The organism is Sphingomonas sp. SDUR79 (assembly GCF_056821745.1).
In genome coordinates this window covers 1,427,810-1,451,297 of record NZ_JBPDIN010000001.1, presented here as the reverse complement: position 1 = coordinate 1,451,297, position 23,488 = coordinate 1,427,810, and the positions used below count along the sequence as shown (strand labels likewise).

Below are 23,488 nucleotides of genomic sequence, written 5' to 3'. Positions count from 1 at the left end.
ACACAGTGACATCGAGAAGCTGTTCGGGCGGAAGTGATGCGTCGTCAGATCTAAAAGACCGTCATGATTCCGGCTTCGTTGTAGAGGTGGCCGCTTTCATACGGGCCATCCTCACTGAAGATGCGGATCGTGTCTCCGCCTTCAAACCCCAGGGTTAGCAGGAACGGTGCACGCTCGACTGTGCGCACCTTCTGACCCAGCAGATGGTGGAGGCAGATAGGCACAAGGCGATCTTCGTCCGTGTTGTGCCGCCGAACGCTGCCATTTTGAGCGAGATGCTCCAGGTCGCCTTGAACGCTAATCGCGCCCTTGCTGAATGACAGGTCGATCTGCCAAATCCCGAGACAGATTTGTTCCAGATCGCTCCCGATGAGAAACTGGAGCTGCGGTAGATCGGGAAATGGGTGCATGTGCGCATTATGCGTGGTGCAAAACCAAACTCAATGAATGATCCGGTCAGGTTCCGACCGATGCAACCTTCCCCGCGACTACGCATTGTTAACCCTGAACGACGCTTCAGGTAGAAAAGAAATGGGTAAGTTGATGTCGGTGGCCTTGGCCGCCATTCCGCTGGTTGCGGTGCTGGGCGCGATGGTCGTCGCGCCGTAACCCAAAGGTTTCGCTCCCAAGCGAAAAAAAGAGGCCGCCCGGTCGTGTCACCGGGCGGCCTTCTCTTTGTCTGAGCCGGAAGTGGCAAGGGGGTTAGCCCTCGGCCTGCTCCTCGGTCGCCTCGACGGCGATTTCGCCGGGTTCGGCGTTGGGGTCGTAATCCTCGGTGAAGCCGGCTTCGTCCTTTTCGAACATCGCCTCCATCACGTTGACGCCCTGTGCCTGCATCTCGGCCTCTTCCGGCGAGCGGGCGACGTTGACCTTGACGGTCACCGCAACCTCGGCGTGGAGCGCGACGCGCACTTCGTACAGGCCGATCGCCTTGATCGGCTTGTCGAGGACGACCTGCGCCTTGTTGACCTTGTGGCCATCGGCGTTGAGCGAATCGACGATGTCGCGCACCGCGACCGAACCATAAAGCTGGCCGGTGTTCGACGCCTGGCGGATCAGGGTGACCGAAACGCCCTCAAGGCCCTTCGATTCCTTCTCGGCTTCGGTGCGCTTGGCGGCGTTCTCGGCGACGATGCGCTCGCGATTCGCCTCGAACACCTTGCGGTTGGCTTCGTTGGCGCGCAGCGCCTTCTTGTTCGGGAGCAGGTAGTTACGGGCAAAGCCGTCCTTTACCTTCACCACGTCGCCGATATGGCCGAGCTTTTCCACGCGCTCGAGCAGAATGATTTCCATGAGCTGCGCTCCTTACTTCACGATGAAGGGCAGAAGGCCCAGGTGGCGCGCACGCTTGATGGCGATCGCCAGCTCGCGCTGCTTCTTCGCGCTCACCGAGGTGATGCGCGAGGGGACGATCTTGCCACGCTCCGAAACGAAGCCCTGCAGCAGGCGGACGTCCTTATAGTCGATCCGGGGCGCGTCCTTCGCGGAGAAGGGGCAGCTCTTGCGGCGGCGGAAAAAGGGTCGTGCCATGTCTTATTCTCCCCGGCCTTCGTCACCATCGCGGTCGCGACGGCCGCGGCGCTCGCGGTCACCCTTGCGCATCATCACGGTCGGACCCTGCTCCAGCTCGTCCACGCGGACGGTCATGTAGCGGATCACGTCTTCGTTGATCTGCGTCTGGCGCTCGAGCTCGGCAACGACACCGGCAGGGGCGTCGATTTCGAGCATCACGTAATGCGCCTTGCGGTTCTTCGCGATCTTGTAGGCGAGCGAACGAAGACCCCAGGTCTCGGTCTTGACGACCTTGCCCTGATTATCCTCGACGATCTTGGTGGCGGTTTCCGCCAGTGCGTCCACTTGCGCCTGTGCCAGATCCTGGCGCGCAAGGAACACATGCTCGTACAGAGCCATGCGTTTCTTCTCACTGTTGGCCGATCGCTGACGCCGCCCCATGCGGTCGCCCCTCCGGCTGTCGTTCCAAAATACGAAAAGCGGCTAGCCGAAGCCGCCGCTCAACGATGCGCCCTTACGCGCGCGTTTCTCAAAAGGCAAGCGGCGAGGTGATGAGCACCCCGCCGCCTGGAGGAACCTTAGCGGATCATGTTGCCGAAGATGGCGCCGATGATGCCGCTGGCGATGCTCACCAGCACGATATCGTTGCCCGACTGGACGTAGCGATAGCCGCGCGGCGGGGCGTTCAGATGGCCGCGATACTGGCGGTTATACTGGCGATAGTCGATCTGGCGGTAATTCTGGGCGTAGCGGTGGTCGAACCGCTGGCCGCGCTGCCACTTGCGATAGCGCTGCGGGGTCGCCTTCTTCACCGTCTTCTGGCGGACCACGACATTGCCGTTCGGCTTGTGCTTGACGACCGTGCGGGTCTGCTGTGCGGGGGCTGCAGCGGCGGGCGCGGCGGCGAGGATCGGGCTGACCGCGACCGATGCGGCAACGGCGGCGAGAACAAACTTCTTCATCATGTGTCTCCTGCGTTCAAGCCCGGTATCGGGCGACAAGTGCAATTTGGGACGCGCGTGTCGCAGGGGTTTCGCGGGAGCCCTGCAAAATGGTCGCCTTGTGTCGCAACCCGTTCAGCTTCGTTCATCTTGCGGGATCGGGCCGACGCGCATAGGGCGGCGGGCCTGATTTCGAGGAGCCCAGACTATGCGAGCCTTCATCTTTCCGGGGCAGGGAAGCCAATCCGTCGGCATGGGGCTGGCGTTGAGCCAGGCCAGCGCGGTGGCGCGCGAAGTGTTTCAGGAAGTGGACGAGGCGCTCGGGCAGAAGCTGTTCAAGCTGATGACCGAAGGCCCCGAGGGCGACCTGTTGCTCACCGAAAATGCTCAGCCGGCGATCATGGCGCACGCCATCGCGGTGCTGCGGGTGCTGGAGAAGGAAGGCGGTGTTCGCCTGGCCGACAAGGCGGATTTCGTCGCTGGCCACTCGCTGGGCGAATATACCGCCTTGTGCGCGGCGGGTGCGCTGGATTTGTCGACCACTGCCAAACTGCTCAAGCTGCGCGGGCAGGCGATGCAGGCGGCGGTGCCGGTGGGCGAGGGCGCGATGGCCGCGCTGCTGGGTGCCGATCTGGTCAAGGCGCAGGCGATCGCCGATGCGGCGGCCGAGGGTGAGGTGTGCACCGTCGCCAATGACAATGATCCCTCGCAGGTCGTTATTTCGGGTGCCAAGGGCGCGATCGACCGCGCGGTCGCGATCGCCAAGGATCACGGCGCCAAGCGTGCGGTGCTGCTGCCCGTCTCCGCACCATTTCATTGCCCGATGATGCAGCCCGCCGCCGATGCCATGGCTGCGGCGCTGGCGGATGTCGCGATCCGCGCGCCGCTGGTGCCGGTTTATGCCAATGTGACTGCCGCACAGGTCAGCGATCCGGACACGATCCGCGCTTTGCTGGTCGAGCAGGTGACCGGAATGGTGCGCTGGCGCGAATCGGTTGCGGCGATGTTCGAGGCAGGCGTGCATGAGTATGTCGAGCTGGGCGGCAAGGTACTGGGCGCAATGGTCAAACGGATCGCGCCGGATGCGACGGTGACCAGTGTGATGACGATGGACGATATCGAAGCGCTGGAGAAGGCGCTTTGATGCGGTAGAAGCTCAAGACGTTTTGATTCACGCGGAGGCGCGGAGACGCGGAGGAATGAAGGAGCTTGAGGCAATTTCCGGGGACGTCGTTGACGTTGCCCTGCGATTGCACCGGGAGCTTGGTCCGGGATTGCTGGAGAGCGTCTACGAGATGCTGCTCGCGGCGCGGCTGGAGCAAATGGGGTATTTGATCGCGCGTCAGCGCGCGATCGATGTCCAGTTCGACGGTATCCATTTTCCCGCCGCGTTTCGCATCGATATTCTTGTCGATGAACGCCTTCTCGTCGAAGTGAAGTCCGTCGAACGGCTGGCGCCCGTTCATGGCAAGCAGCTACTCACATATTTGAGACTTACTAATCAGCCCGTAGGGCTGCTGATCAACTTCGGCGGGGAGACGCTCAAGGAGGGACTGCGACGGATCGTCAACGACTATCGCCCCTCCGCGTCTCCGCGCCTCTGCGTGAACAAAAATCGAGGATCAGAATAATGTTCGACCTTACAGGCATGACCGCGCTGGTGACCGGCGCTTCGGGTGGGATCGGGTCTGCGATCGCCAAGGCACTGGCTGCGCAGGGGGCGCGGTTGGCGGTTTCGGGGTCCAATGCCGAGAAGCTGGAGGCGTTTCGTGCTGAGTTGGGCGGGGATCATGTGGCGATCCCCTGCAACCTGTCCGACGCCGCGGCCGTCGACGCGCTGGTGCCGCAAGCGGTCGAGGCGCTCGGCAAGCTGGATATCCTCGTCAACAATGCCGGCGTCACGCGCGACAATCTCGCCATGCGGATGAAGGACGAGGAATGGGATCAGGTGATCCGCGTCAACCTTGAGGCCGCGTTCCGCCTGATGCGTGCTGCAGCCAAGCCGATGATGAAGGCGCGCTATGGCCGGATGATCTCGATCACCTCGGTCGTAGGCGCGACCGGCAATCCGGGACAGGCCAATTATGCCGCATCAAAGGCAGGGCTGGTCGGCATGTCGAAGGCGCTGGCGCAGGAACTGGCGAGCCGCAACATCACCGTGAACTGCGTCGCACCGGGCTTCATCCGCTCGGCAATGACCGATGTGCTGCCCGAGGCGCAGAAGACCGCTTTGCTCACCAAGATCCCTGCCGGCGATCTGGGCAGCGGCGAAGATATTGGCGCGGCGGTCGTCTATCTCGCGTCGAAGGAAGCTGGATATGTCACTGGCCAGACACTGCATGTGAATGGCGGGATGGCGATGCTGTAAGCGCCGCAATCACGGGGGAAGGGAAGTAAGCATGTCGCTATTGTTGATCAGCGCCGCCCTGTTTGCAGGTGGCGTGCAGGAAGAAGAAGCGCGTCGGCCGCGCGACCAGACGCCGATCGCATGTCCGTACCGCACGCTGCCGCGCACGATCGATCGTGACGCGCTGGCCAACCTCGCACGGTCGGGGTTCGAGCCAAAGACTGCTGCGGAAAAGCGGGCCTCGCAAATGGTGGGGGAACGACTCGCCGCGTGCCAAGCGAGCAACGGCTGGGGCGAGCGCAGCCGCCAGGCGGCCTATCGCCATCTGATCGGTCGGGTGCTGCTGTCGAACGCGCGTTATCAACTGCGCAGCCATGAAGTGACAACGGCGCAGATCGAAGCGGCGCATGCCGCTCTGTCGGCAGAGGCGAAGCAGAATGTTGCGCGCGGATCGATCGCGAGTTCCGACATGACGATCGCGTGGAATGCGCTGGTGGCCGGCGGGGCCAAGATCGACGCAGTACCCGCCGACCAACGCGGCCCGCTGGCGGGACTGATTCTGCAGGGATTGGCTGGCGTTTCGATCATGGGCGAAGCCGAAGCCGCATTTCGGGCACGCTGAACCTGCGGGAACGCCGTCCGCCCCCCCTTGCGCGGGCGCGGGCGGCGTTCTACGTGCGTTCAGGATTCGAGTTTCAACGACCTCATCAAGAAGGAACAGGGTACATGAGCGAGACCGCCGATCGCGTGAAGAAGATCGTCGTCGAGCATCTCGGCGTCGAAGCTGAGAAGGTCACCGAAGACGCGAGCTTCATCGACGACCTGGGCGCGGACAGCCTCGACATCGTCGAGCTGGTGATGGCGTTCGAGGAAGAATTCGGTGTCGAAATCCCCGACGATGCCGCCGAGAAGATCACGACCGTCAAGGACGCGATCACCTATATCGACGAGAATCAGGGCTAATTCGGGTTTCCCGGATGGCCGCCCAATCGGGCAGGATTTGACGAACGGCTCCCGGTCCCGGAAAGGGGTGGGGAGCCGTTTTGTTTTGTAGCGATCAACACCGGAGAGTAACTATGCGCCGCGTCGTCGTCACCGGCCTCGGCCTTGTCACCCCGCTGGGCGGGGATGTCGAAACCAGCTGGAAGAACATTCTTGCCGCCAAGTCCGGCGCGGGGACGATCACGCGGTTCGACGCGACCGATTTCCACAGCAACTATGCCTGCGAGGTAAAGCCCGCCGACCATGAATATGGCTTCGACCCGGGCAAGCGCGTCGATCACAAGATCCAGCGTCAGGTCGATCCGTTCATCGTCTATGGCATCGACGCCGCCGGGCAGGCGATCGAGGATGCCGGCCTGCTCGATATGAGCGAGGAAGAGCGGTTCCGCGCGGGCTGTTCAATCGGGTCGGGTATCGGTGGCCTGCCGGGCATCGAAAGCGAATCGCTGGTGCTTGCCGAAAAGGGGCCGAAGCGGGTGTCGCCGCACTTCGTCCATGGCCGCCTGATCAACCTGATCTCGGGACAGGTGTCGATCAAATATGGCCTGATGGGGCCGAACCATGCGGTCGTTACCGCCTGTTCGACTGGCGCGCATTCGATCGGCGATGCTGCGCGGATGATCGCGATGGACGATGCCGATGTCATGCTGGCGGGCGGTGCGGAAAGCACGATCTGTCCGATCGGTATTGCCGGTTTCGGTCAGGCGCGCGCGCTGTCGACCGGCTTCCGCGACGAGCCGTGGCGGGCGAGCCGTCCGTGGGATCAGGGTCGCGACGGCTTCGTCATGGGCGAGGGCGCAGGCGTCGTCGTGCTCGAGGAATATGAGCGGGCAAAGGCGCGCGGCGCGAAAATTTATGCCGAAGTCATCGGCTATGGCCTGTCGGGCGACGCCTATCACGTGACCGCGCCGCATCCCGAAGGGTCGGGCGCGTTCCGCTCGATGCAGATGGCGATGAAGAAGTCGGGCCTGGCGCTGTCGGACATCGATTACATCAACGCGCACGGCACCTCGACCCCGCTGGGCGACGAGCTTGAGCTGGGCGGTGTGCGCCGCCTGTTTGGCGACGCGATCGGCGACCTGTCGATGAGCTCGACCAAGTCCGCGATCGGCCATTTGCTGGGCGGCGCGGGCGCGGTGGAGAGCATTTTCTGCATCCTCGCGATGCGCGACGGCATCGTGCCGCCCACGCTGAACCTGGACGACCCCAGCGAGAATTGCGCCGGCGTCGACCTGGTCCCGCACAAAGCCAAGGAGCGCAAGGTGCGCGCGGTGCTGAACAACTCGTTCGGCTTTGGTGGCACCAACGCGTCGCTGGTGATGAAGGCGGTTTAAGCCTTCTTCGTTCCCCTCCCGCTTGCGGGAGGGGAGATTTTGAGAGACGGAGATTGGCGTTGCGCAAGTTCGGCTGTTTCGGCGTTCTCCTGATCCTTGCGCTGGTTGGTGCTGCCTTCTGGGCGGCGCAGCTATGGGGTGGACCCGGATCGGGCGCTCAAAACACGACCTTGATGGTTGCGCAAGGGTCGACCCTGACCACTGCCGCGCGCGAGCTGGAAAAGCAGGGTGCGATCCGCGACGCCGACCTGTTCCTGTGGATGGCGCGGGTGTTCGGCGATGATACGCCGATCCAGGCGGGCGAATATCGCGTGCCGGCGAAGATCAGCCAGTCCGACCTGCTCAAGATGCTGCAGGGCGGGCGCACGCTCCAGCGCTTCGTGATGATCCCGGAAGGGATGCCATCGATCCTGGTCCATGAGCGGCTGATGGCGGCCGAGCAGTTGCAGGGCGAGGTCGAAGTGCCGATCGAGGGCAGCATTCTGCCCGACAGCTATGCCTATAATCGGGGCGACACGCGGCAGCAGGTGCTGGACCGCATGCAGAGCGCGATGGACAAGTATCTTGCCGAGGCGTGGGAGCGCCGCAAGCCGAATATCGCGGTCAGCACGCCGCAAGAGGCGCTGATCCTCGCCTCGATCGTCGAGAAGGAAACCGGGAAGTCTGAAGAGCGGCGGATGGTCGCGGGGGTTTACTCCAACCGGCTGAAGCGCGGAATGCCGCTGCAGGCCGACCCGACGGTGATCTACCCGGTGACCAAGGGCAAGCCGCTCGGCCGCCGCATCCTGCGCTCCGAACTGCAGGCGAAGAACGGGTATAACACCTATGCGATGGCGGGCCTGCCCGAGGGGCCGATCGCCAATCCGGGCCGCGCGAGCATCGACGCAGTGCTGGACCCTGAGACGACCAACGCGCTGTATTTCGTCGCGGATGGCACCGGCGGGCACATCTTTGCCGACACGCTGGAGCAGCATAACGCGAACGTCCAGAAATGGTATGCGCTGCGGCGCGCGCGGGGGGAAATGTAGCGATGGCCGAGACAGCCCCTGCGCCTGCCCTGATCGGGCGGTGTCTGTGCGGGGGCGTTACGGTGACTGTCGATCCGGCGCGCGACGATGTGGGCGTATGCCATTGCCGGATGTGTCGGCGGTGGACCAGCGGGCCGTGGATGGCGCTGCAGGTTCCCGGGGGGCGCATCGAAGGGAAAGCGCTGCGAGTCTATGCAGCGACCGCATTTGCGGAACGGGGCTTTTGCAGCGTCTGTGGCGCGCATATCTTCCATCGCCCTAAAGACGGGCCGGAACTTGCGGTTTCAGCGGGCCTGTTCGATGCCGCCGGCCTGTACGTCGCCCGCGAAATCTTCATTGATCGGAAGCCGCCGTGGTACAGCTTTGTCGCCTACAGCGTGAAGCGGACCGAGGCCAGCATGATCCTCGAATGGCTGCCGCGGATCATCTGGCGCAAAATTGCTAAGTTCGGGCGCGGGTGAGCCCCGCGCAGCGGGATTCAACGGGATCTGATCGAACCAGTTAGCGACGTTCGATCCCAAGTCGTGGCAGCACGATCAGGAACGCCAGCCCTCCGACTGCCAATACCCCCGCCAGCATCGCCATCGGCGCGAGCGTGCTGTCGGTATAGTCGCGTACCATCGGGACCGCGTTCTGCGCGGCGAAGCCGCCGAGATTGCCGACCGAGTTGATCACCGCGAGGCCGGCGGCGGCGTGGGCGCCGCGCAGCAGGCCCTGGGGGATGCTCCAGAACACCGGCTGGGCGGAGAAGATTGCGGCGGCGGCGATGCACAGGCAGGCGAATTTGATCGCTGCGCCGGGCAGGATGACGCTGGCGAGGAAGAAGGTGGCGGCGACGAGCATCGGGCCGGCGACGTGCCAGCGGCTGGTGCCGTGCTTCGCCGCATGGCGGGGGACAGCCCAGAGCGCGACCGCGACGAGGATCCATGGGATCACGTTGATGATGCCATTCTGGATGTTCGACGCGCCGAAGCTCTTGACGATGGTCGGGAGCCAGTAGCTGAGGCCATAGGCGCCGAGCGGCATCGCGAAATATAGCAGCGAGAGCAGCAGCACGCGCGGATCGGTCAGCGCGCGCCACGCCGAGCCCGGGTCGCCTGCCGGGGTCTCGGCGGTCAAGGTGTCGGCGAGCCATTTCTTCTCGCCAGCGCTCAGCCATTTCGCTTCCCCCGGCGTGCTGGGCAGCTTCCATAGCACCACCGGGGCGAGCAGCACCGGGGGCAGGCCGGTGGCGACGAACACCCATTGCCACCCGGCGAGGCCTGCCAACCCGTCCAGTTCGAGCAGTGCGCCCCCGATCAGAGATCCAACCGCGTTGGCGAACGCGCTGGCGATCATGAACAGGCCGACCATCCGCGCGCGATGCGCCTGGGGGTACCAGAGGGTGAGGAGGTAGAGCACGCCGGGGAAGAAGCCTGCCTCCGCGACGCCGAGCAGGAAGCGCAGGACGTAGAACATCGTCGGGCTCTGGGTGTAGCCGAGCGCGATGGTGATGAGGCCCCAGGTGAGCATGATCCGGGTGAACCACACCCGCGCGCCGACACGGGCGAGGATCATGTTCGCGGGTGCCTCGAACAGGAAATAGCCGAGGAAGAACAGGCTGGCACCGAGGCCGTAAGCGGCTTCTGACATGCCGAGCGCGTCGACCATTTCGAGCTTGGCGTAGGAAACGTTCTGCCGGTCGATGTAAGCGAGGAGGTACATGGTGCAGAGCAACGGCATCAGCCGCCGGCTGATCTTGGCAAGCGTCGCCTGCGGCGAAACCGCATCGTCCATGCTGTCCCCCTCCTATATGCTGGCCGACGTTTGCCGCCGTGCCAGCGCTGCTTTAGTTTGTGTTCAGCTTCGCTGAACCGGCACCGGCCCGCTCCCCCACCCGGCCACCCATAGAATACACTGTCGTTGGTGGCCGGGTGGGGAGCGGGCCGGTGCCGACTAACTTAAAAGGCTCCTCATCCCCGCATCCCCGCCGCCTCACGCGCGAGCGCTTCGACTTCGGCCATGCTCGCGCCCTTGGGGGTCACCCAGCTGCCGCCGACGCACAAGACGGGGTTGAAGCCGAGCCAGTCGGGGGCGGTCGCCGGGGTGATGCCGCCGGTGGGGCAAAATTTCGCTTCGTAGAAGGGGGCGGCGAGCGCCTTGAGCGCTTTCAGCCCGCCACTGGTTTCGGCCGGGAAGAATTTGAAGTGGCGCAGGCCGAGGTCATAGCCGCGCATGATGTCGCCGGCATTGGCGACCCCGGGCAGGAACGGAACTCCGCTTTCGACGATGACGCTCCCAAGACGCTCGGTCAGGCCGGGAGAGACGATGAATTCGGCGCCAGCGTTCATCACCTGCGCGAACTGGTCAGTGTTGACGACGGTGCCCGCGCCGACGATCGCGCCCTCGACCTGCTTCATCTCGCGGATGGCGTCGAGTGCGGCGGGGGTGCGCATCGTCACTTCGAGCACCTTGAGGCCGCCGGCGACCAGCGCCTCGGCCAGCGGGCGGGCGGTCGCCGCGTCGTCGATGACGAGGACGGGGATGACCGCGCTGGTCCGCATGATGGTTTCGATGTTCGCAACTGGGCTCATTGCGTATGCTCCTGCGCATAGGCCGCCGCCGCGCCGTAGAGGCCGGGCTGGGGGTGGGTGATCAGCTTGACGGGGATCGAAGACATCAATCCCTGGAAGCGCCCCTTTGCGACGAAACGCTGTGCAAATCCAGAGCCGAGCAGGTGATCCTTGAGCCGGAAGCCGAGACCGCCTGCGATGACGACGCCGGTCGGGCCGTGCGCGAGCGCGAGATCGCCGGCGACCGCGCCGAGGCTGAGGCAGAAACGGTCAAGCGCAGCGACGGCAAGGCTGTCCTTGCCCTCCAGTGCCAACGTCCAGATTTCCTTGTCGGACAGGCTGTGCACCGCCTTGCCCTCAATCTGCGCCAGCGTCTCATAGATCGGGACGATGCCCGGGCCGGACACGATCCGCTCCGCTGAAACGCGGGTATAGGTTGAGCGCAGGCGACGGACATAGCCGTCCTCAATGCTGTCGAGCGGGGCGAAGTCCATATGCCCCCCTTCCGTCGCGATGACATGGTAACCGCCGCTCGCGGGACGGAAGACCTGCGCGACGCCAAGGCCGGTGCCGGGGCCACAGACGGTGATCGATCCCTTGTCCGGCAACGCTGTCACCGGGCCGCACAGATGGACAAAATGTTCATCGGGCAGCTGGGCGACGGCATGGCCGACCGCGCCGAAATCGTTGATCAGGCTGTAGCTGTCGACGTCGAGCCGTTCGTGGATCAGGCGCGGCCGGATGATCCAGGGGTTGTTGGTCAGCTTGATCAGCTCGTCATTGATCGGCGAGGCGATGGCGATTGCGGCGGCGCGGGGCATCGGGCGATCGAACTCGCGGGCCGATGCCTGCCAGGCAAGCTGGAAGCTGGCATGATCGGCGGTCTTTTGCGTGACCGGCTCGCCCAGCGAGACGACGCGGCCATTCTCAACCTCGGCAATGGCGAAGCGGGCATGAGTCCCGCCGATATCGACCGCTACGACTTCCAAACGTCTTCTCCCTGTTCTTTTCTTAGAGGCCGGCCGCGGCCAGCATCGCCGATCCGCCGGCTTCGGCTTCGCTGGCGCCCTGGCGCATCATCGCGAACAGCTCGCGACCGCTGCCGAGGTCGGGCGGGGGTGCGGCGGCGAGGTCGCGCACGTCCCACTCAGCAGAATCAACCAGCGCCTGCAGAATGCCTTCCTCTGCACAGAGACGGACGACGTCGCCGTCGCGTAGCTTGCCAATCGGGCCGCCACCCAGCGCTTCGGGCGAGAGGTGGATCGCGGCGGGCACCTTGCCCGACGCACCCGACATGCGCCCATCGGTGACCAGCGCGACGCGGAAACCGCGGTTCTGCAGGACGCCGAGCGGCGGGGTGAGCTTGTGCAGTTCGGGCATGCCGTTGGCACGTGGCCCTTGAAAGCGGACGACGACGACCACATCGCGGTCGAGTTCGCCAGCCTTGAACGCGTCCTGCACCGCCTGTTGCGTCTCGAACACGCGGCACGGTGCCTCGATCGTCCAGCGATCGCGTTCGACAGCGCTGACTTTGATACAAGCGCGGCCGAGATTGCCGGAAAGGATGCGGAAACCGCCTTCTTCCGAGAAGGGAGCCTCGATCGTACGGACGATGCTGTCATCGCCGCTGACCGCTTCGTGGTCGGTCCAGGCGAGTGCTTCACCTTCGAGCACCGGCTTCTTGCCATAGGCGTCGAGGCCGTCGCCGAAGGTGGTGAGCGTGTCGCCGTGGAGGATGCCAGCCTTGAGCAGTTCGCGGATCACGAAGGTCGGGCCGCCCGCATCCTCGAACCCGTTCACGTCGGCCGAGCCATTGGGATAGACGCGGGCGAGGAGGGGCACGCTCCGCGAGAGGCGGTCGAAATCCTCCCAGTCGATCAGGATCCCAGCGCTGCGCGCGATGGCGGGCAGGTGGATCAGATGGTTGGTCGATCCGCCGGTGGCGAGCAGCACGATCGCCGCGTTGACGATGGCGCGCTCGTCGACGACCTCACCGATCGGGCGGTAATCGTCGCCGTCCCAGCCGATCTGGGGCAGGCGCTGGACCGCGGCCTTGGTCAGTTCCTGACGCAGTTTCGTGCCCGGATTGATGAACGACGCGCCGGGTACGTGCAGGCCCATCGCCTCCATCATCATCTGGTTGGAATTGGCGGTGCCGTAGAAGGTGCAGGTGCCCTTGCCATGATAGGCGGCGATTTCGGATTCGAGCAGCTCCTCGCGGCTCGCCTTACCCTCGGCATAGAGTTCGCGGACCCGCGCCTTTTCCTTGTTGGCGATGCCGGTGCGCATCGGGCCGGCCGGGATCATGATCATCGGGAGGTGGCCAAAGCGCAGCGCGCCCATCAGCAGGCCCGGGACGATCTTGTCGCAAATGCCGAGCAGGGCGGCGCCTTCGAACGTATTGTGGCTGAGCGCGACCGCGGTCGACAGCGCGATCGTGTCGCGGCTGAACAGCGACAGCTCCATGCCGGCATAGCCCTGGGTCACGCCGTCGCACATGGCGGGCACGCCGCCCGCGACCTGCGCCGTAGCGCCCGCTTCCAGCGCCCAGATCTTCATCTGTTCTGGATAGCGGTAATAGGGCGCGTGCGCCGACAGCATGTCGTTATAGGCCGTGACGATCCCGATATTCATCCGGTTCGCGGGCTTCATCGCGTCGCGCTGCTCATCCGTGCCGGCATAGGCATGAGCGAGGTTGGCGCAGCCCAGGCCACGGCGACTGACGCCGCCTTCGCGCTGCTGCGTCATCAGCGCGCGATAGGCGGCGCGGCGCTCGCGGGAGCGTTCGATGACGCGGTCGGTGACGGCGGCGATTTCGGGGTGGAGCGTCGGCACAGCGCTTACTCCAACCAGTGGACGTCGACGGGCAATTCGGTCTCGGCAAGCACACGACCAATGGGGTAGCTGCTGGACGCGCCCTGCTTGATTGCCTGTTCCAGCACCTTGCGCTTTTCAGCGCCGGTAATCGCGATCATCAGCGATTTGGCATTGGCGATGGCGGCGGCGGACAGCGTGACGCGGGCGACCGGCGCTTCGGGCGGCAGCGGATCGGGCATCACGCCGAGCGCGCGGCGCTCCTTCGGGCCGTTCAGCGCTTCGTCGAAATCGGGGCCGGGGAAGATCGAGGCGGTGTGGCCATCCGCGCCCATGCCGAGCAGGACGAGGTCGAGCGGGAAGTGATGATCGGCGAGACGCGCATCGGCGGCGCGGCCGGCGGCCTTGTAGTCGTCGGCCTTTTCGCTCACCAAGGGAACGACGCGCGCGCCCTTGGGAATGAACACCTTGCCGAGGCCGGTGACGTTGGACAGCGGATCGCCGAGCGGGACGATGCGGTCGTCGGTCGGGACGATCGTCACGCGCTTCCAGTCGAGCTTTGCTGCGGCGAGCTTTTCATAGACCGGGGCGGGGGTCTTGCCGCCCGCCAGCGCGATCACCGCGCCGCCGCGCGCGTCGATCGCGCTTTCGATGATGAAGGCGATGTCGCCGGCGAGTGCGTCGCTCCACTCGCTGGCTTCCTCATACTCCCACCATTCGATTTCTTCGGCCATTTTCAACTACTCCGTATCTTCTGCTCCCCTCCCGCTCGCGGGAGGGGCTGGGGGAGGGCATGTCATGTTGCGCGCGGGTCGGGACAGGCCCTCCCCTAACCCCTCCCGCAAGCGGGAGGGGAACTTACTCGTTCCACGTCACCCCGTCGCGTTCGGTGAGCGCGATGGCGGCGGACGGGCCCCAGGTGCCCGAAGCATAGGGCTTTGGCTTGACGTCGGCCATGTCCCATCCGGCGCGGATGGCATCGATCCACGTCCACTGCGCCTCAACCTCGTCACGGCGCACGAACAAGGTGGGGTCGCCCTCGATCAGGTCAAGCAACAGCCGTTCATAAGCGATGCGGCGGCGGGTGCCGGCGAATTCGGTATCGAGGCTGAGGTTCAGTGGCACTTCGCGCAGGCGCACGCCGTCGCGGTCGAGGCCGGGTTCCTTCGCCATCACCAGCAGGCGGACATATTCCTCCGGCTGGATGCGGATGATCAGCGTGTTCGACTGCAGCACGCCACCGCGCTCGGCGAAGATCGAATGCGGGACCGGCTTGAACTGGACGACGATCTCGCTGCGCCGCTCGGTCATCCGCTTGCCGGTGCGCAGGTAGAAGGGCACACCCTGCCAGCGCCAGTTGTCGACATGCGCCTTGATCGCGACGAACGTCTCGGTCTTCGACGGCTTTTCGAGCTCCTCGGCATAGCCGCCGACGATCTTTCCGGTCGATGCGCCACCAGTGTACTGGCCGGTGACGGTCAGGTTTGCAGCATCCTGCCCCACGATCGGGCGGAGCGAGCGCAGCACCTTCACCTTCTCGTCGCGGATGGCGGTGCCGTTGAAGCGGGCCGGCGGTTCCATCGCGATCAGCGCGAGCAGCTGGAGGATATGGTTCTGGACCATGTCGCGCAGCGCGCCGACATCGTCATAATAGCCTGCGCGCCCCTCAAGGCCGACGGTCTCGCTGACCGTGATCTGGACATGGTCGATGCCAGCGGCGTTCCACACCGGTTCGAACAGCGAATTGCCGAAGCGTAGCGCGAGGATGTTCTGGACGGTTTCCTTGCCCAGATAATGGTCGATGCGGAACGTCCGCTCCTCCGGGAAGACCGATGCGACCGCGTCGTTGATCTCGCGGCTCGACGGCAGGTCGGTGCCGAGCGGCTTTTCGAGACCGATGCGGACATTATCTCCCGCCAAACCCGCCGACGCGAGACCCTTGATCGTCGGTTCGAACAGCTTGGGCGCGGTCGACAGGAAGATCGCGAGACCGCCGGAAATGTCGCCCAGCTTCTTTGCGAGGTCGTCATAGCCCTCCAGCGTCGAGGCATCGAGCGGCTGATACTGGACGCGGTCGAGGAAGCTGGCGATGGCGTCGGCGTCTTTGCGATCCTCGGGCAGGAACGTCTCCAGCGCCTTAGCACAGAAGTCGCGATATTCGGCGTCTGACAGCGTTGACCGCGCGGTACCCGTGATGGTCAGCCCGGCGGGCAGCAAATGATCCGCATGGAGGCCGTAGAGCGAGGGAATCAGCATGCGCTGAGCCAGGTCGCCCGTGGCTCCAAACAGCAGCAGCTTGCCGAAAGGCTGTCGCATCGATCCTCCCAATGTCATCGTTTTGCTGCCCTAGCAGCGCGAGCGCGGATTGCGAACCCGCGCATACCTATTCGGCGCTAAAGCAACAGCCCGGCGCCTGGATCGAACCCCGCCATGATGTTGAGGTTCTGAACCGCCGCACCAGCCGCCCCCTTGCCCAGATTGTCGAGCGTCGCGATGAGGCGGGCCTGACCGCGCTCGGCATTAGCGAACACGCGGATGGTCAACCGGTCGGTCCCGGCGTCATCCTCAAGCCGCACCAGTGTCGTTTCAGCGTCGTCGACCACGCGCACGACCGGCGAGTCGCGATAGGCGTCGGCGAGCGTCTGCAGAATCTGGGCGGGCGAGGGCTTGCGGGGCAGGGCAGCGAGCGCCAGCGGGACTTCAACCAGCATGCCGCGATACGCATGGGCGACCGCCGGCATGAAGATCGGTGCATGCTCCATCCGGGCATGCTTCTGCATCTCGGGCAAATGCTTGTGGTCGAGGTCGAGGCCGTAGGCGCGAAAGCCGGTGGGTTCCGATCCATCCTCGAACTGTGCGATCATGGCCTTGCCGCCGCCGGAATATCCCGAAGCACCGCCGGCGCTGAGCTGCCAATCGGCGGGAATCAGGCCGGCGCGGACCAACGGGCGGACGAGCGCGAGATAGCCGGTCGGCCAGCACCCGGGGTTTGATACGCGTGGCGCATCCGCAATTGCCTGTGCCTGGGAGGGTTCCAGCTCGGCAAAGCCATAGGTCCAGCCATTGGCGACACGATGGGCGGTGGAGGCATCGATCACGCGGGTATGCGGATTGTCGATCAGGGCGACTGCCTCACGCGCAGCGTCGTCGGGCAGGCACAGGATCACGAAATCCGCGCCGTTCAGCGCTTCAGCGCGCTTGGTCGCATCCTTGCGATCGGCATCTGTGAGGGCGATCAGCGCGATTTCGCTGCGGTCGGCCAGGCGTTCGCGGATTTCAAGGCCGGTCGTTCCTGCCGCCCCGTCGATGAAGACCGAGACCGTCATGCCACGATGCCCAGATCAGCAGCGGCGACATAACCGACCAAGCCGTGATCCGGCGCGCTACCCCACGCAAGACCGCCGGACAGCTCAAGCGCCTCAAACCGGTCGCCGATCGCAAGCGTTGCCAGCACCTCAGCATCGGCGTCACGAGTCGTGCGCAATGCGGTCGGGCGCGCGGCAATCCGCATCATCGGGGCGGCATAATGCGGAGCAAATACCCGGTCGGCGAGGCGCACATCGGCCAGATCGCGGCGCGCCGCCTCACGACGAGGGTCGATCTGAACCGAGCGGCCCGTTAGCGCGAATCGGTTACGCCGAGGCGGATTGTCTGCCGTTGGTGCCGAGGGCGTCGCCGGTAACGAATTGTCCGAATTCTGCAAGAAACTCCGCCCCTTCAGGTGTCCGCGCGACGAAGATGTTTCGCTTGTCGGTTTCGTCGCGCTGGCGGCGCAGATAGCTTAGAGCGCCCAGCCTGTTCAAGGCGCGTGTGACTACAGGCTTCGACACGTTGAGCGCGCGCGCCAGTCCGCGTACGGTATGCGGGCCGGGATCAAGATAGACCAACAGCATCAATGCCATTTGGCGGTTGGTCAGATCAGGTTCGCCTGACCGCACATAATCGATCAATGTCGATTTCCACTGGTCTAGCGAATGGTCGGTCATGGCGTTCATCGCACTACTCGTCATTATCGTTACAGGCCCGCAAGAAACCGTTCTTTCGGGCATATTAACGCCCCGATGGCCAACGGGTTTCAGCACGATGACGAAATGTTCCGTTTCGGTGACAATCCCGTCGCGCCGCCGGTTGACGATCGGCGGTTGATCCGCGCCCCCGGGTTGCCTATGTGGCCGCTTTCCCGAGAAAGACCGCCATGCTGTTCACCTTCCTCCTCGTCGTTCACGCCGTCATCGCCTTTTTGCTGGTGACGGTGATCCTGATGCAGAAGTCCGAAGGCGGCGGCCTGACGACCGGCGGCAGCCCGTCGGGCCTGATGTCGGCGCGCGGTGCGGCCAATTTCCTGACGCGATCGACCGCGATTCTGGCAGGCGCCTTCGTGGTGATGAGCATCACGCTGGCGGTGCTGGCGGCAACCCGCGGCGACAGTGCGATCGACACCAGCCGTGCGACCGCTCCAGCCGCGCAGACCGCTCCGGCGGCCCAGCCGGCACCTGCGGCGCCGGCGGACAACAGCGCGGTCCCGCTCGCCAACTAAACGGCATTTTCGAAACTTTATTTGGCGGCGTCCGGAGTCGGGCGCTTGCCCCCACTCGTGCTTGAAGGATAAGCGGTGACTCCCATGACGCGGTATATTTTCATCACCGGCGGCGTGGTCTCCTCGCTTGGAAAGGGCCTGATGGCCGCGAGCCTTGCCGCGCTGCTGCAAGCGCGCGGGTACAAGGTCCGCATCCGCAAGTTCGATCCCTATCTGAACGTCGATCCCGGCACGATGTCGCCCTATCAGCATGGCGAAGTCTATGTGACCGACGACGGGGCCGAGACGGACCTGGATCTTGGCCATTATGAGCGGTTTACGGGTGTCGCGAGCCGCCAGTCGGATAACGTCACCTCGGGCCGGATCTACAAGACGATCATCGAACGCGAGCGGCGCGGCGATTATCTGGGCGCGACCGTCCAGGTGATCCCGCACGTCACCGACGCGATCAAGGATTTCGCCCAGGCGGAGACCGAAGATCTCGATTTCGTACTGTGCGAGATCGGCGGCACGGTCGGCGACATCGAATCGCTGCCGTTCATCGAAGCGATCCGCCAGCTCAAGAACGAGCTAGGCCGGGGGCGCTCGATCAGCATCCATGTGACGCTGGTGCCCTATATCGCCGCTGCCGGCGAGCTGAAGACCAAGCCGACGCAGCATAGCGTGCGCGAACTGGCGTCGCTGGGGGTGCAGCCCGACGTGCTGGTGTGCCGTGCGGAAAAGCCGCTACCGGCCAGCGACCGCGCCAAGATTGCGCAATTCTGCAACGTTCCCGCGAGTGCGGTCATCCCCGCGCTCGACGCACCCAGCATCTATGCCGTGCCGCTGCAATATCATGCCGAGGGGCTGGATAGCGAAGTGTTGCGCGCATTCGGGATTGAGCCGGGTGCCGCGCCGGACCTGTCGCGCTGGACCGAGATTACCGACCGGCTGTTTAACCCGGAGGGCGAGGTGACGGTCGGTGTGGTCGGCAAATATGTCGGTCTGCCGGACGCCTACAAGTCGCTGAACGAAGCGTTGGTCCATGGCGGCATCGCGAACAAGGTAAAGGTCAACATCCGCTGGATCGATGCCGAGCTGTTCGAAAAGGGCGACGATGCCGAGGTCGCGGCGAATCTCGAGCCGTGCCACGCCATTCTGGTGCCCGGCGCGTTCGGATCGCGCGGTGCGGAGGGCAAGATTGCCAGCGTCCGCTTCGCGCGTGAGCGCAAAGTGCCCTATTTCGGCATCTGTTTCGGCATGCAGATGGCATGCGTTGAGGGTGCGCGGAACCTTGCCGGGATTGCAGGCGCGTCCTCGACTGAGTTCGGTGCGACCGATGAGCCGGTCGTCGGCATCATCACCGAATGGATGAGCAAGGACGGGATCGAAAAGCGCGAAGAGGGCGGCGACCTGGGCGGCACGATGCGGCTTGGTGCGTATCCGGCCAAGCTCGACGGCAATTCGGTGGTCGCGTCCATTTATGGCGACGAAGCGATCAGCGAGCGGCATCGCCACCGGTACGAGGTGAATACCGGCTATCGCGAGCAGCTTGAGGCGGGCGGCCTGGTCTTTTCGGGCATGTCGCCGGACGGGATGTTGCCCGAAATCGTCGAGCGCCCCGACCATCCCTGGTTCGTTGGTGTGCAGTTCCACCCTGAGCTCAAGTCCAAGCCGTTCGATCCGCACCCGCTGTTCGCCAGCTTTATCGAGGCTGCAGTGCGCCAGTCGCGCCTGGTTTGATCGCAACCGACTGATACCGGCAAGAAAAAGGGCGTCCGAACCGCGGTTCGGACGCCCTCTTCTGTGGCGATGCGCAAGGGGTCAGCGCAGCGCCGGGGGGTGTCGCATCAGGCGACGTCGCGATGCTCGATCGCGGTCTTTTCCGTGCTGCCGCCGATGGCGATTTTCTTCGGCTTCATCGCCTCGGGAACCTCCCGCACCAGCTCGATCACAAGCAGGCCGTCGGTGAGGTCCGCGCTCTCGACGCGCACGAAGTCGGCCAGTTCGAAGCGGCGCTCGAACCCGCGATTGGCGATTCCGAGATGCAGCATCTGCGCGGGGTTGTTGTCCTGGGTCTCGCCCTTCTTGCCGGTCACCTGCAGCAGATTCTGCTGGGCGACGATCTCGATCTCGTCAGCCTTGAAGCCGGCGACGGCGATCGTGATGCGATAGCGGTCGTCCGACACGCGCTCGAGGTTGAAGGGCGGGTAATTTTCGCTGCTGGACTGGCGCGCGGTCGCTTCGAGCATGTCGAAGAGCCGGTCGAAGCCGATCGTCGAGCGGCGGAAGGGGGTCAAATCAATCTGACGCATGGCGTAATCCTCCAATGAGCAATTTCAACGTCTTACGGCATCCGGTTCATCCGCGATGCCAAGTCTGTCCGGCCCTGACGGCACCGAACGATTGAGATTTGGGAACTGCGGTCCGGCTTTCAAGACGACGAAGCGAGAGAATATCGCGGCATAAAGCCTATCAATGTACTAGGAATAGAAATCCTGTCTGGTTAAACCCTAGTCGATCAGTGGAGTTTAAGGCGCAAGATCCACAAGGGGAGTTTCTAATGAGCCTGACCACGCTATCGCTGTTGCTGCTGTCATCCACCGCGCCGTTGGTTGCGCAGGAAGGGGCGGACGTAACCGTTCAGGAAGCTGCGCCGCCGACCGTGCCGGGAGAGCCGCGGCGCGATGCCGAAGATGTGCAGCGGAGCACGGCCGCGTCGGAAATCGTCGTCACCGCGCGCCGCAGGAGCGAACAGGCGCAGGACGTGCCGATCCCGATCTCGGTCGTCGGGGTCAAGGAGTTGGACAATACAGGCAGCTTCAACGTCGCGCGGCTCGCCCAGCTTCAGCCAACGCTGCAATTCTACTCGACCAATCCACGCAACTCGTCGGTCAATATCCGCGGCCTAGGCGCGCCGCTGGGCCTGACCAACGACGGCATCGACCAGGGCGTGGGCGTCTATATCGACCAGGTCTATTTCAGCCGGGTCGCGGTCGCGACGCTCGATTTCCTCGACGTCCAACAGGTCGAAACGCTGCGCGGTCCGCAGGGGACGCTGTATGGGAAGAATACCGTAGCCGGTGCGATCAGCATCACGTCCAAGGCGCCGAGCTTCAATTTCGAGGGGCGGGCCGAGGTCAGCGTGGGCAGCCTGGGCTTCAAACAGGCAAAAGCGTCGATCTCAGGACCGCTTGGAGAAACCGTCGCGGCGCGATTTGGTGTTGCTGCCACCGGGCGGCGCGGCACGATCTATAACGTCGCCACTGGCAATGATGTGAACGAGCAGGATAACATCGGATTACGCGGCGCGATCCTGTGGCGGGTGAGCGATACGCTCGATCTGACGCTGAGCGCCGATTACAACCGCCAGGATCCCGAATGCTGCGCGCAAATCTATGTCCGCTATGGTCCGACCCAGCGCGCGGCGGCGCGACAATATCCGGCGCTGACCGCTGCATTCGGCTATGCCGTGCCGAGCACCAATCCGTTCGATCGACTGACCGATGTCGATGCCGACCTCAACGCGACCAACACGCTGGGTGGCGTGTCGCTGCGCGGTGAACTCGATCTTGGCCGCGGCACGTTGACGTCGGTCACCGCGTGGCGCTTCTGGGACTGGCTCCCCGCCAATGACCGTGATTTTACCGGGCTGCCGATCACCACGCTGTCGCAGAATCCGACGCGGCAGGACCAGTTCACCCAGGAATTCCGCTATGCAGGCGACGGCGCGGGGTTCGACTATGTGCTGGGCGCATTCGCTTTCTATCAGGACATCCACACCACCGGCACCCAGCGTCAGGGAAGCGCGGCGAGTCGCTGGCTGATCAATCCGAGCAATGCGCTGTCGAACGATCCGACGGTGCTCGACGGGCTGACCGCGTCGAACGACATCCGCCTCAAGAACTTCAGCGGCGCGCTGTTCGGCAAGCTGAACTGGGAGCTGGCCGACAAGCTCACGCTCTCGCCTGGCGTCCGGCTGAATTATGACGACAAGGTCGGCAGCTATGTTTCGATCGTCCGGGACGGGCAGGGCAATCTGGTGCCTGCGACCGGCGGCACCCCGCGTCAGGTGGAGCAGCGCGCTGCACTCACTCCCCAGGCGTTCCGGGACGAGGCGTATCGCGCGTGGAACGTGTCCTATGACGTGACCGCTTCGTACAAGCCGAGCGCGGACGTGCTGCTCTATGCAACCTACGCGCATACGTTCAAATCGGGCGGGCTCAATCTGAACGGCGTGCCGGTGGTCAACGGAGTCGCGCAGACCCAGTTCGCTCAGGTGAAGCCAGAGCAGGTCGATCATTTCGAGATCGGCGCAAAGACCCAATTCTGGGATCGCACGGCGACGCTCAACGTCACCGGATTCTGGACCGCGATCAAGGATTATCAGGCGCTGGTGAATGACGGCGCGAACGCGACCTTGCGTGGCTATCTCGCCAATGCCGGCGAGGTGCGGGTACGCGGCGTCGAGGTCGACTTCTCGATCCGGCCGAGCGAGCGGTTCAGCCTGTACGCCAATGGTGCCTACACCGATCATGAATATGTCGAGTTCACCAACGCGCCATGCCCGCCCGAGTTGGCGGGTGGCGGCAGCGGCGCGGTGATCGGCGCGCCGGGCACGCCGGGGACCAACAGCCCCATCGCGTGCGACATTTCGGGCGAGTGGCTCCCCGGCATTTCCAACTGGGCATTTTCTTTCGGTGGAGAGGCGAACCAGCCGGTGTCGATTTTGGGCAAGACGGGTGAAGTCTATCTGGGCGTCGACGCCAGCACGCGGTCCAAATTTTCGTCCAATGCGTCGCGCTCAATCTACACCGATATCGATGGCTATGCGCTGACCAATTTGCGGCTCGGCTTTCGCACCGATGACGGGATCAACGTTTTCGCCTGGGTCCGCAACGCGTTCGACGTTGAGTATTTCGACGTGCTGGCCACAACGCCCGGGAACACCGGGCTGATCGCGGGCAATGTCGGCGATCCGCGCACATGGGGCGGGACGTTGAGCTTCAGCTTCTGATCGGATGTCGGGCGTCGGCCCGCGCTCTTGCACGCGAGCGCGGGACGGCACCGGACAGGGGGGGAGGCCGGGATGGCTCCTGAGGCTTCCTCCCCGACTCGCTTCTTCGGCGTTGCCGGTGCGGTGCCAGCCCATTCCCCCACCCGGCCACCCCGCGGTAGCATGATATGGGTGGCCGGGTGGGGGAGCGGGCTGGCACCGAGCCACAAATACGCCAAAGGCCCGGGCCGTTTCCGACCCGGGCCCCTGCGTGACGATGCCTCGTCAGCCCCCTTAAGTGGCCACTTCTGCCCGCGCGTCCTTTGCAAGACGGGGCTGAAGAGCCTCCCCGAACCACGGCCGTTGCCATTGCTTCGTGGGAGCGTGCTAGGATGGCGACAGGCGGTTGTCACGGGGCGTTGACGTCACGACGGCGGATTGCGGCA

26 protein-coding genes are annotated in these 23,488 nt (G+C 64.3%); 11 read left to right on the top strand and 15 right to left on the bottom strand.

Features of this window, described 5'->3' with window-relative positions; all coding sequences use genetic code 11:
* Positions 1-50 precede the first annotated feature (50 nt).
* From ACRYLO_RS06995 to ACRYLO_RS06975, 5 genes are all read right to left on the bottom strand, one after another.
* Positions 51-410, bottom strand: a complete 360-nt coding sequence (locus ACRYLO_RS06995; protein ID WP_482659497.1) for a hypothetical protein — start codon at positions 408-410, stop codon at positions 51-53.
* Positions 411-702: 292 nt separating this feature from the next.
* Positions 703-1,293, bottom strand: coding sequence for a 50S ribosomal protein L9 (gene rplI / locus ACRYLO_RS06990; protein WP_482659496.1), 591 nt, complete (start codon positions 1,291-1,293; stop codon positions 703-705).
* A gap of 12 nt (positions 1,294-1,305) precedes the next feature.
* Positions 1,306-1,530: a 30S ribosomal protein S18 gene (rpsR, locus tag ACRYLO_RS06985; RefSeq protein ID WP_066575653.1), complete on the bottom strand. Its 225-nt coding sequence runs from the start codon at positions 1,528-1,530 to the stop codon at positions 1,306-1,308.
* Between the two features lie 3 nt (positions 1,531-1,533).
* Positions 1,534-1,911 (bottom strand): 30S ribosomal protein S6, encoded by a 378-nt coding sequence (rpsF, locus tag ACRYLO_RS06980; protein ID WP_257845385.1) that lies wholly within the window; start codon positions 1,909-1,911, stop codon positions 1,534-1,536.
* Between the two features lie 179 nt (positions 1,912-2,090).
* Complete coding sequence (locus ACRYLO_RS06975) at positions 2,091-2,474, bottom strand: RcnB family protein (protein ID WP_482659495.1); 384 nt, start codon at positions 2,472-2,474, stop codon at positions 2,091-2,093.
* Between the two features lie 187 nt (positions 2,475-2,661).
* Between ACRYLO_RS06975 and fabD the strand changes: the two genes are divergently transcribed.
* From fabD to ACRYLO_RS06935, 8 genes are all read left to right on the top strand, one after another.
* Positions 2,662-3,597: an ACP S-malonyltransferase gene (fabD, locus tag ACRYLO_RS06970; RefSeq protein WP_482659494.1), complete on the top strand. Its 936-nt coding sequence runs from the start codon at positions 2,662-2,664 to the stop codon at positions 3,595-3,597.
* A gap of 55 nt (positions 3,598-3,652) precedes the next feature.
* The gene (locus tag ACRYLO_RS06965; protein ID WP_482659493.1) at positions 3,653-4,084 is read left to right on the top strand and encodes a GxxExxY protein; all 432 of its coding nucleotides are present in this window, start codon (positions 3,653-3,655) and stop codon (positions 4,082-4,084) included.
* Entirely contained in the window at positions 4,084-4,821 is a 738-nt protein-coding gene (gene fabG, locus ACRYLO_RS06960) for a 3-oxoacyl-[acyl-carrier-protein] reductase (RefSeq protein WP_482659492.1), read from the top strand. Before ACRYLO_RS06965 ends, fabG begins: the two co-directional genes overlap by 1 nt.
* 31 nt (positions 4,822-4,852) lie before the next feature.
* Complete coding sequence (locus ACRYLO_RS06955) at positions 4,853-5,422, top strand: hypothetical protein (protein ID WP_482659491.1); 570 nt, start codon at positions 4,853-4,855, stop codon at positions 5,420-5,422.
* Between the two features lie 104 nt (positions 5,423-5,526).
* The gene (locus ACRYLO_RS06950; protein ID WP_066575645.1) at positions 5,527-5,763 is read left to right on the top strand and encodes an acyl carrier protein; all 237 of its coding nucleotides are present in this window, start codon (positions 5,527-5,529) and stop codon (positions 5,761-5,763) included.
* A gap of 113 nt (positions 5,764-5,876) precedes the next feature.
* A complete protein-coding gene (fabF, locus tag ACRYLO_RS06945; protein ID WP_482659490.1) occupies positions 5,877-7,136 on the top strand; it encodes a beta-ketoacyl-ACP synthase II in 1,260 nt (419 codons plus the stop codon).
* 59 nt (positions 7,137-7,195) lie between these two features.
* A complete protein-coding gene (gene mltG, locus ACRYLO_RS06940) occupies positions 7,196-8,164 on the top strand; it encodes an endolytic transglycosylase MltG (protein ID WP_482659489.1) in 969 nt (322 codons plus the stop codon).
* Positions 8,128-8,625 (top strand): GFA family protein, encoded by a 498-nt coding sequence (locus ACRYLO_RS06935; RefSeq protein ID WP_482659488.1) that lies wholly within the window; start codon positions 8,128-8,130, stop codon positions 8,623-8,625. Before mltG ends, ACRYLO_RS06935 begins: the two co-directional genes overlap by 37 nt.
* A gap of 40 nt (positions 8,626-8,665) precedes the next feature.
* On the opposite strand, the gene ACRYLO_RS06930 is transcribed toward ACRYLO_RS06935, so the two are convergent.
* The 9 genes from ACRYLO_RS06930 to ACRYLO_RS06890 form a co-directional block, all read right to left on the bottom strand.
* Positions 8,666-9,940, bottom strand: coding sequence for an MFS transporter (locus ACRYLO_RS06930; protein WP_482659487.1), 1,275 nt, complete (start codon positions 9,938-9,940; stop codon positions 8,666-8,668).
* 176 nt (positions 9,941-10,116) lie between these two features.
* Positions 10,117-10,737 carry a bifunctional 4-hydroxy-2-oxoglutarate aldolase/2-dehydro-3-deoxy-phosphogluconate aldolase gene (gene eda, locus ACRYLO_RS06925; protein ID WP_482659486.1) on the bottom strand — a complete coding sequence of 207 codons (621 nt, stop codon included), beginning with the start codon at positions 10,735-10,737 and terminating at the stop codon, positions 10,117-10,119.
* Positions 10,734-11,705, bottom strand: a complete 972-nt coding sequence (gene glk / locus ACRYLO_RS06920; protein WP_482659485.1) for a glucokinase — start codon at positions 11,703-11,705, stop codon at positions 10,734-10,736. The genes eda and glk overlap by 4 nt, the downstream gene beginning before the upstream one ends.
* 22 nt (positions 11,706-11,727) lie before the next feature.
* Positions 11,728-13,551, bottom strand: a complete 1,824-nt coding sequence (gene edd / locus ACRYLO_RS06915; protein ID WP_482659484.1) for a phosphogluconate dehydratase — start codon at positions 13,549-13,551, stop codon at positions 11,728-11,730.
* Between the two features lie 5 nt (positions 13,552-13,556).
* Positions 13,557-14,264: a 6-phosphogluconolactonase gene (gene pgl, locus ACRYLO_RS06910; RefSeq protein WP_482659483.1), complete on the bottom strand. Its 708-nt coding sequence runs from the start codon at positions 14,262-14,264 to the stop codon at positions 13,557-13,559.
* 124 nt (positions 14,265-14,388) lie between these two features.
* Positions 14,389-15,846, bottom strand: coding sequence for a glucose-6-phosphate dehydrogenase (gene zwf, locus ACRYLO_RS06905; RefSeq protein WP_482659482.1), 1,458 nt, complete (start codon positions 15,844-15,846; stop codon positions 14,389-14,391).
* A gap of 77 nt (positions 15,847-15,923) precedes the next feature.
* Complete coding sequence (gene argC / locus ACRYLO_RS06900) at positions 15,924-16,856, bottom strand: N-acetyl-gamma-glutamyl-phosphate reductase (RefSeq protein WP_482659481.1); 933 nt, start codon at positions 16,854-16,856, stop codon at positions 15,924-15,926.
* A complete protein-coding gene (locus tag ACRYLO_RS06895; protein WP_482659480.1) occupies positions 16,853-17,089 on the bottom strand; it encodes an SH3 domain-containing protein in 237 nt (78 codons plus the stop codon). The genes argC and ACRYLO_RS06895 overlap by 4 nt, the downstream gene beginning before the upstream one ends.
* A 73-nt stretch (positions 17,090-17,162) precedes the next feature.
* A complete protein-coding gene (locus ACRYLO_RS06890) occupies positions 17,163-17,525 on the bottom strand; it encodes a MarR family transcriptional regulator (protein WP_482659479.1) in 363 nt (120 codons plus the stop codon).
* A 203-nt stretch (positions 17,526-17,728) separates the two neighbouring features.
* On the opposite strand from ACRYLO_RS06890, the gene secG reads away from it, so the two are divergent.
* Positions 17,729-18,067: a preprotein translocase subunit SecG gene (gene secG, locus ACRYLO_RS06885; protein ID WP_482661693.1), complete on the top strand. Its 339-nt coding sequence runs from the start codon at positions 17,729-17,731 to the stop codon at positions 18,065-18,067.
* Positions 18,068-18,151: 84 nt separating this feature from the next.
* Positions 18,152-19,789, top strand: a complete 1,638-nt coding sequence (locus tag ACRYLO_RS06880; protein WP_482659478.1) for a CTP synthase — start codon at positions 18,152-18,154, stop codon at positions 19,787-19,789.
* Positions 19,790-19,896: 107 nt separating this feature from the next.
* On the opposite strand, the gene ACRYLO_RS06875 is transcribed toward ACRYLO_RS06880, so the two are convergent.
* Positions 19,897-20,361 carry an Hsp20 family protein gene (locus ACRYLO_RS06875; protein WP_294019091.1) on the bottom strand — a complete coding sequence of 155 codons (465 nt, stop codon included), beginning with the start codon at positions 20,359-20,361 and terminating at the stop codon, positions 19,897-19,899.
* A gap of 248 nt (positions 20,362-20,609) precedes the next feature.
* Here ACRYLO_RS06875 and ACRYLO_RS06870 point away from each other — a divergent pair, with 248 nt between their 5' ends.
* A complete protein-coding gene (locus tag ACRYLO_RS06870) occupies positions 20,610-23,063 on the top strand; it encodes a TonB-dependent receptor (RefSeq protein ID WP_482659477.1) in 2,454 nt (817 codons plus the stop codon).
* Positions 23,064-23,488 lie beyond the last annotated feature (425 nt).

Excerpts from the sequence above, each read along its gene's own strand:
- ACRYLO_RS06995 (WP_482659497.1), bottom strand. The coding sequence starts at position 410 with ATGCACCCATTTCCCGATCTACCGCAGCTCCAGTTTCTCATCGGGAGC.
- rplI (WP_482659496.1), bottom strand. The coding sequence starts at position 1,293 with ATGGAAATCATTCTGCTCGAGCGCGTGGAAAAGCTCGGCCATATCGGC.
- rpsR (WP_066575653.1), bottom strand. The coding sequence starts at position 1,530 with ATGGCACGACCCTTTTTCCGCCGCCGCAAGAGCTGCCCCTTCTCCGCG.
- rpsF (WP_257845385.1), bottom strand. The coding sequence starts at position 1,911 with ATGGCTCTGTACGAGCATGTGTTCCTTGCGCGCCAGGATCTGGCACAG.
- ACRYLO_RS06975 (WP_482659495.1), bottom strand. The coding sequence starts at position 2,474 with ATGAAGAAGTTTGTTCTCGCCGCCGTTGCCGCATCGGTCGCGGTCAGC.
- fabD (WP_482659494.1), top strand. The coding sequence starts at position 2,662 with ATGCGAGCCTTCATCTTTCCGGGGCAGGGAAGCCAATCCGTCGGCATG.
- ACRYLO_RS06965 (WP_482659493.1), top strand. The coding sequence starts at position 3,653 with ATGAAGGAGCTTGAGGCAATTTCCGGGGACGTCGTTGACGTTGCCCTG.
- fabG (WP_482659492.1), top strand. The coding sequence starts at position 4,084 with ATGTTCGACCTTACAGGCATGACCGCGCTGGTGACCGGCGCTTCGGGT.
- ACRYLO_RS06955 (WP_482659491.1), top strand. The coding sequence starts at position 4,853 with ATGTCGCTATTGTTGATCAGCGCCGCCCTGTTTGCAGGTGGCGTGCAG.
- ACRYLO_RS06950 (WP_066575645.1), top strand. The coding sequence starts at position 5,527 with ATGAGCGAGACCGCCGATCGCGTGAAGAAGATCGTCGTCGAGCATCTC.
- fabF (WP_482659490.1), top strand. The coding sequence starts at position 5,877 with ATGCGCCGCGTCGTCGTCACCGGCCTCGGCCTTGTCACCCCGCTGGGC.
- ACRYLO_RS06935 (WP_482659488.1), top strand. The coding sequence starts at position 8,128 with ATGGTATGCGCTGCGGCGCGCGCGGGGGGAAATGTAGCGATGGCCGAG.
- ACRYLO_RS06930 (WP_482659487.1), bottom strand. The coding sequence starts at position 9,940 with ATGGACGATGCGGTTTCGCCGCAGGCGACGCTTGCCAAGATCAGCCGG.
- eda (WP_482659486.1), bottom strand. The coding sequence starts at position 10,737 with ATGAGCCCAGTTGCGAACATCGAAACCATCATGCGGACCAGCGCGGTC.
- pgl (WP_482659483.1), bottom strand. The coding sequence starts at position 14,264 with ATGGCCGAAGAAATCGAATGGTGGGAGTATGAGGAAGCCAGCGAGTGG.
- zwf (WP_482659482.1), bottom strand. The coding sequence starts at position 15,846 with ATGCGACAGCCTTTCGGCAAGCTGCTGCTGTTTGGAGCCACGGGCGAC.
- argC (WP_482659481.1), bottom strand. The coding sequence starts at position 16,856 with ATGACGGTCTCGGTCTTCATCGACGGGGCGGCAGGAACGACCGGCCTT.
- ACRYLO_RS06890 (WP_482659479.1), bottom strand. The coding sequence starts at position 17,525 with ATGAACGCCATGACCGACCATTCGCTAGACCAGTGGAAATCGACATTG.
- ACRYLO_RS06880 (WP_482659478.1), top strand. The coding sequence starts at position 18,152 with ATGACGCGGTATATTTTCATCACCGGCGGCGTGGTCTCCTCGCTTGGA.
- ACRYLO_RS06875 (WP_294019091.1), bottom strand. The coding sequence starts at position 20,361 with ATGCGTCAGATTGATTTGACCCCCTTCCGCCGCTCGACGATCGGCTTC.
- ACRYLO_RS06870 (WP_482659477.1), top strand. The coding sequence starts at position 20,610 with ATGAGCCTGACCACGCTATCGCTGTTGCTGCTGTCATCCACCGCGCCG.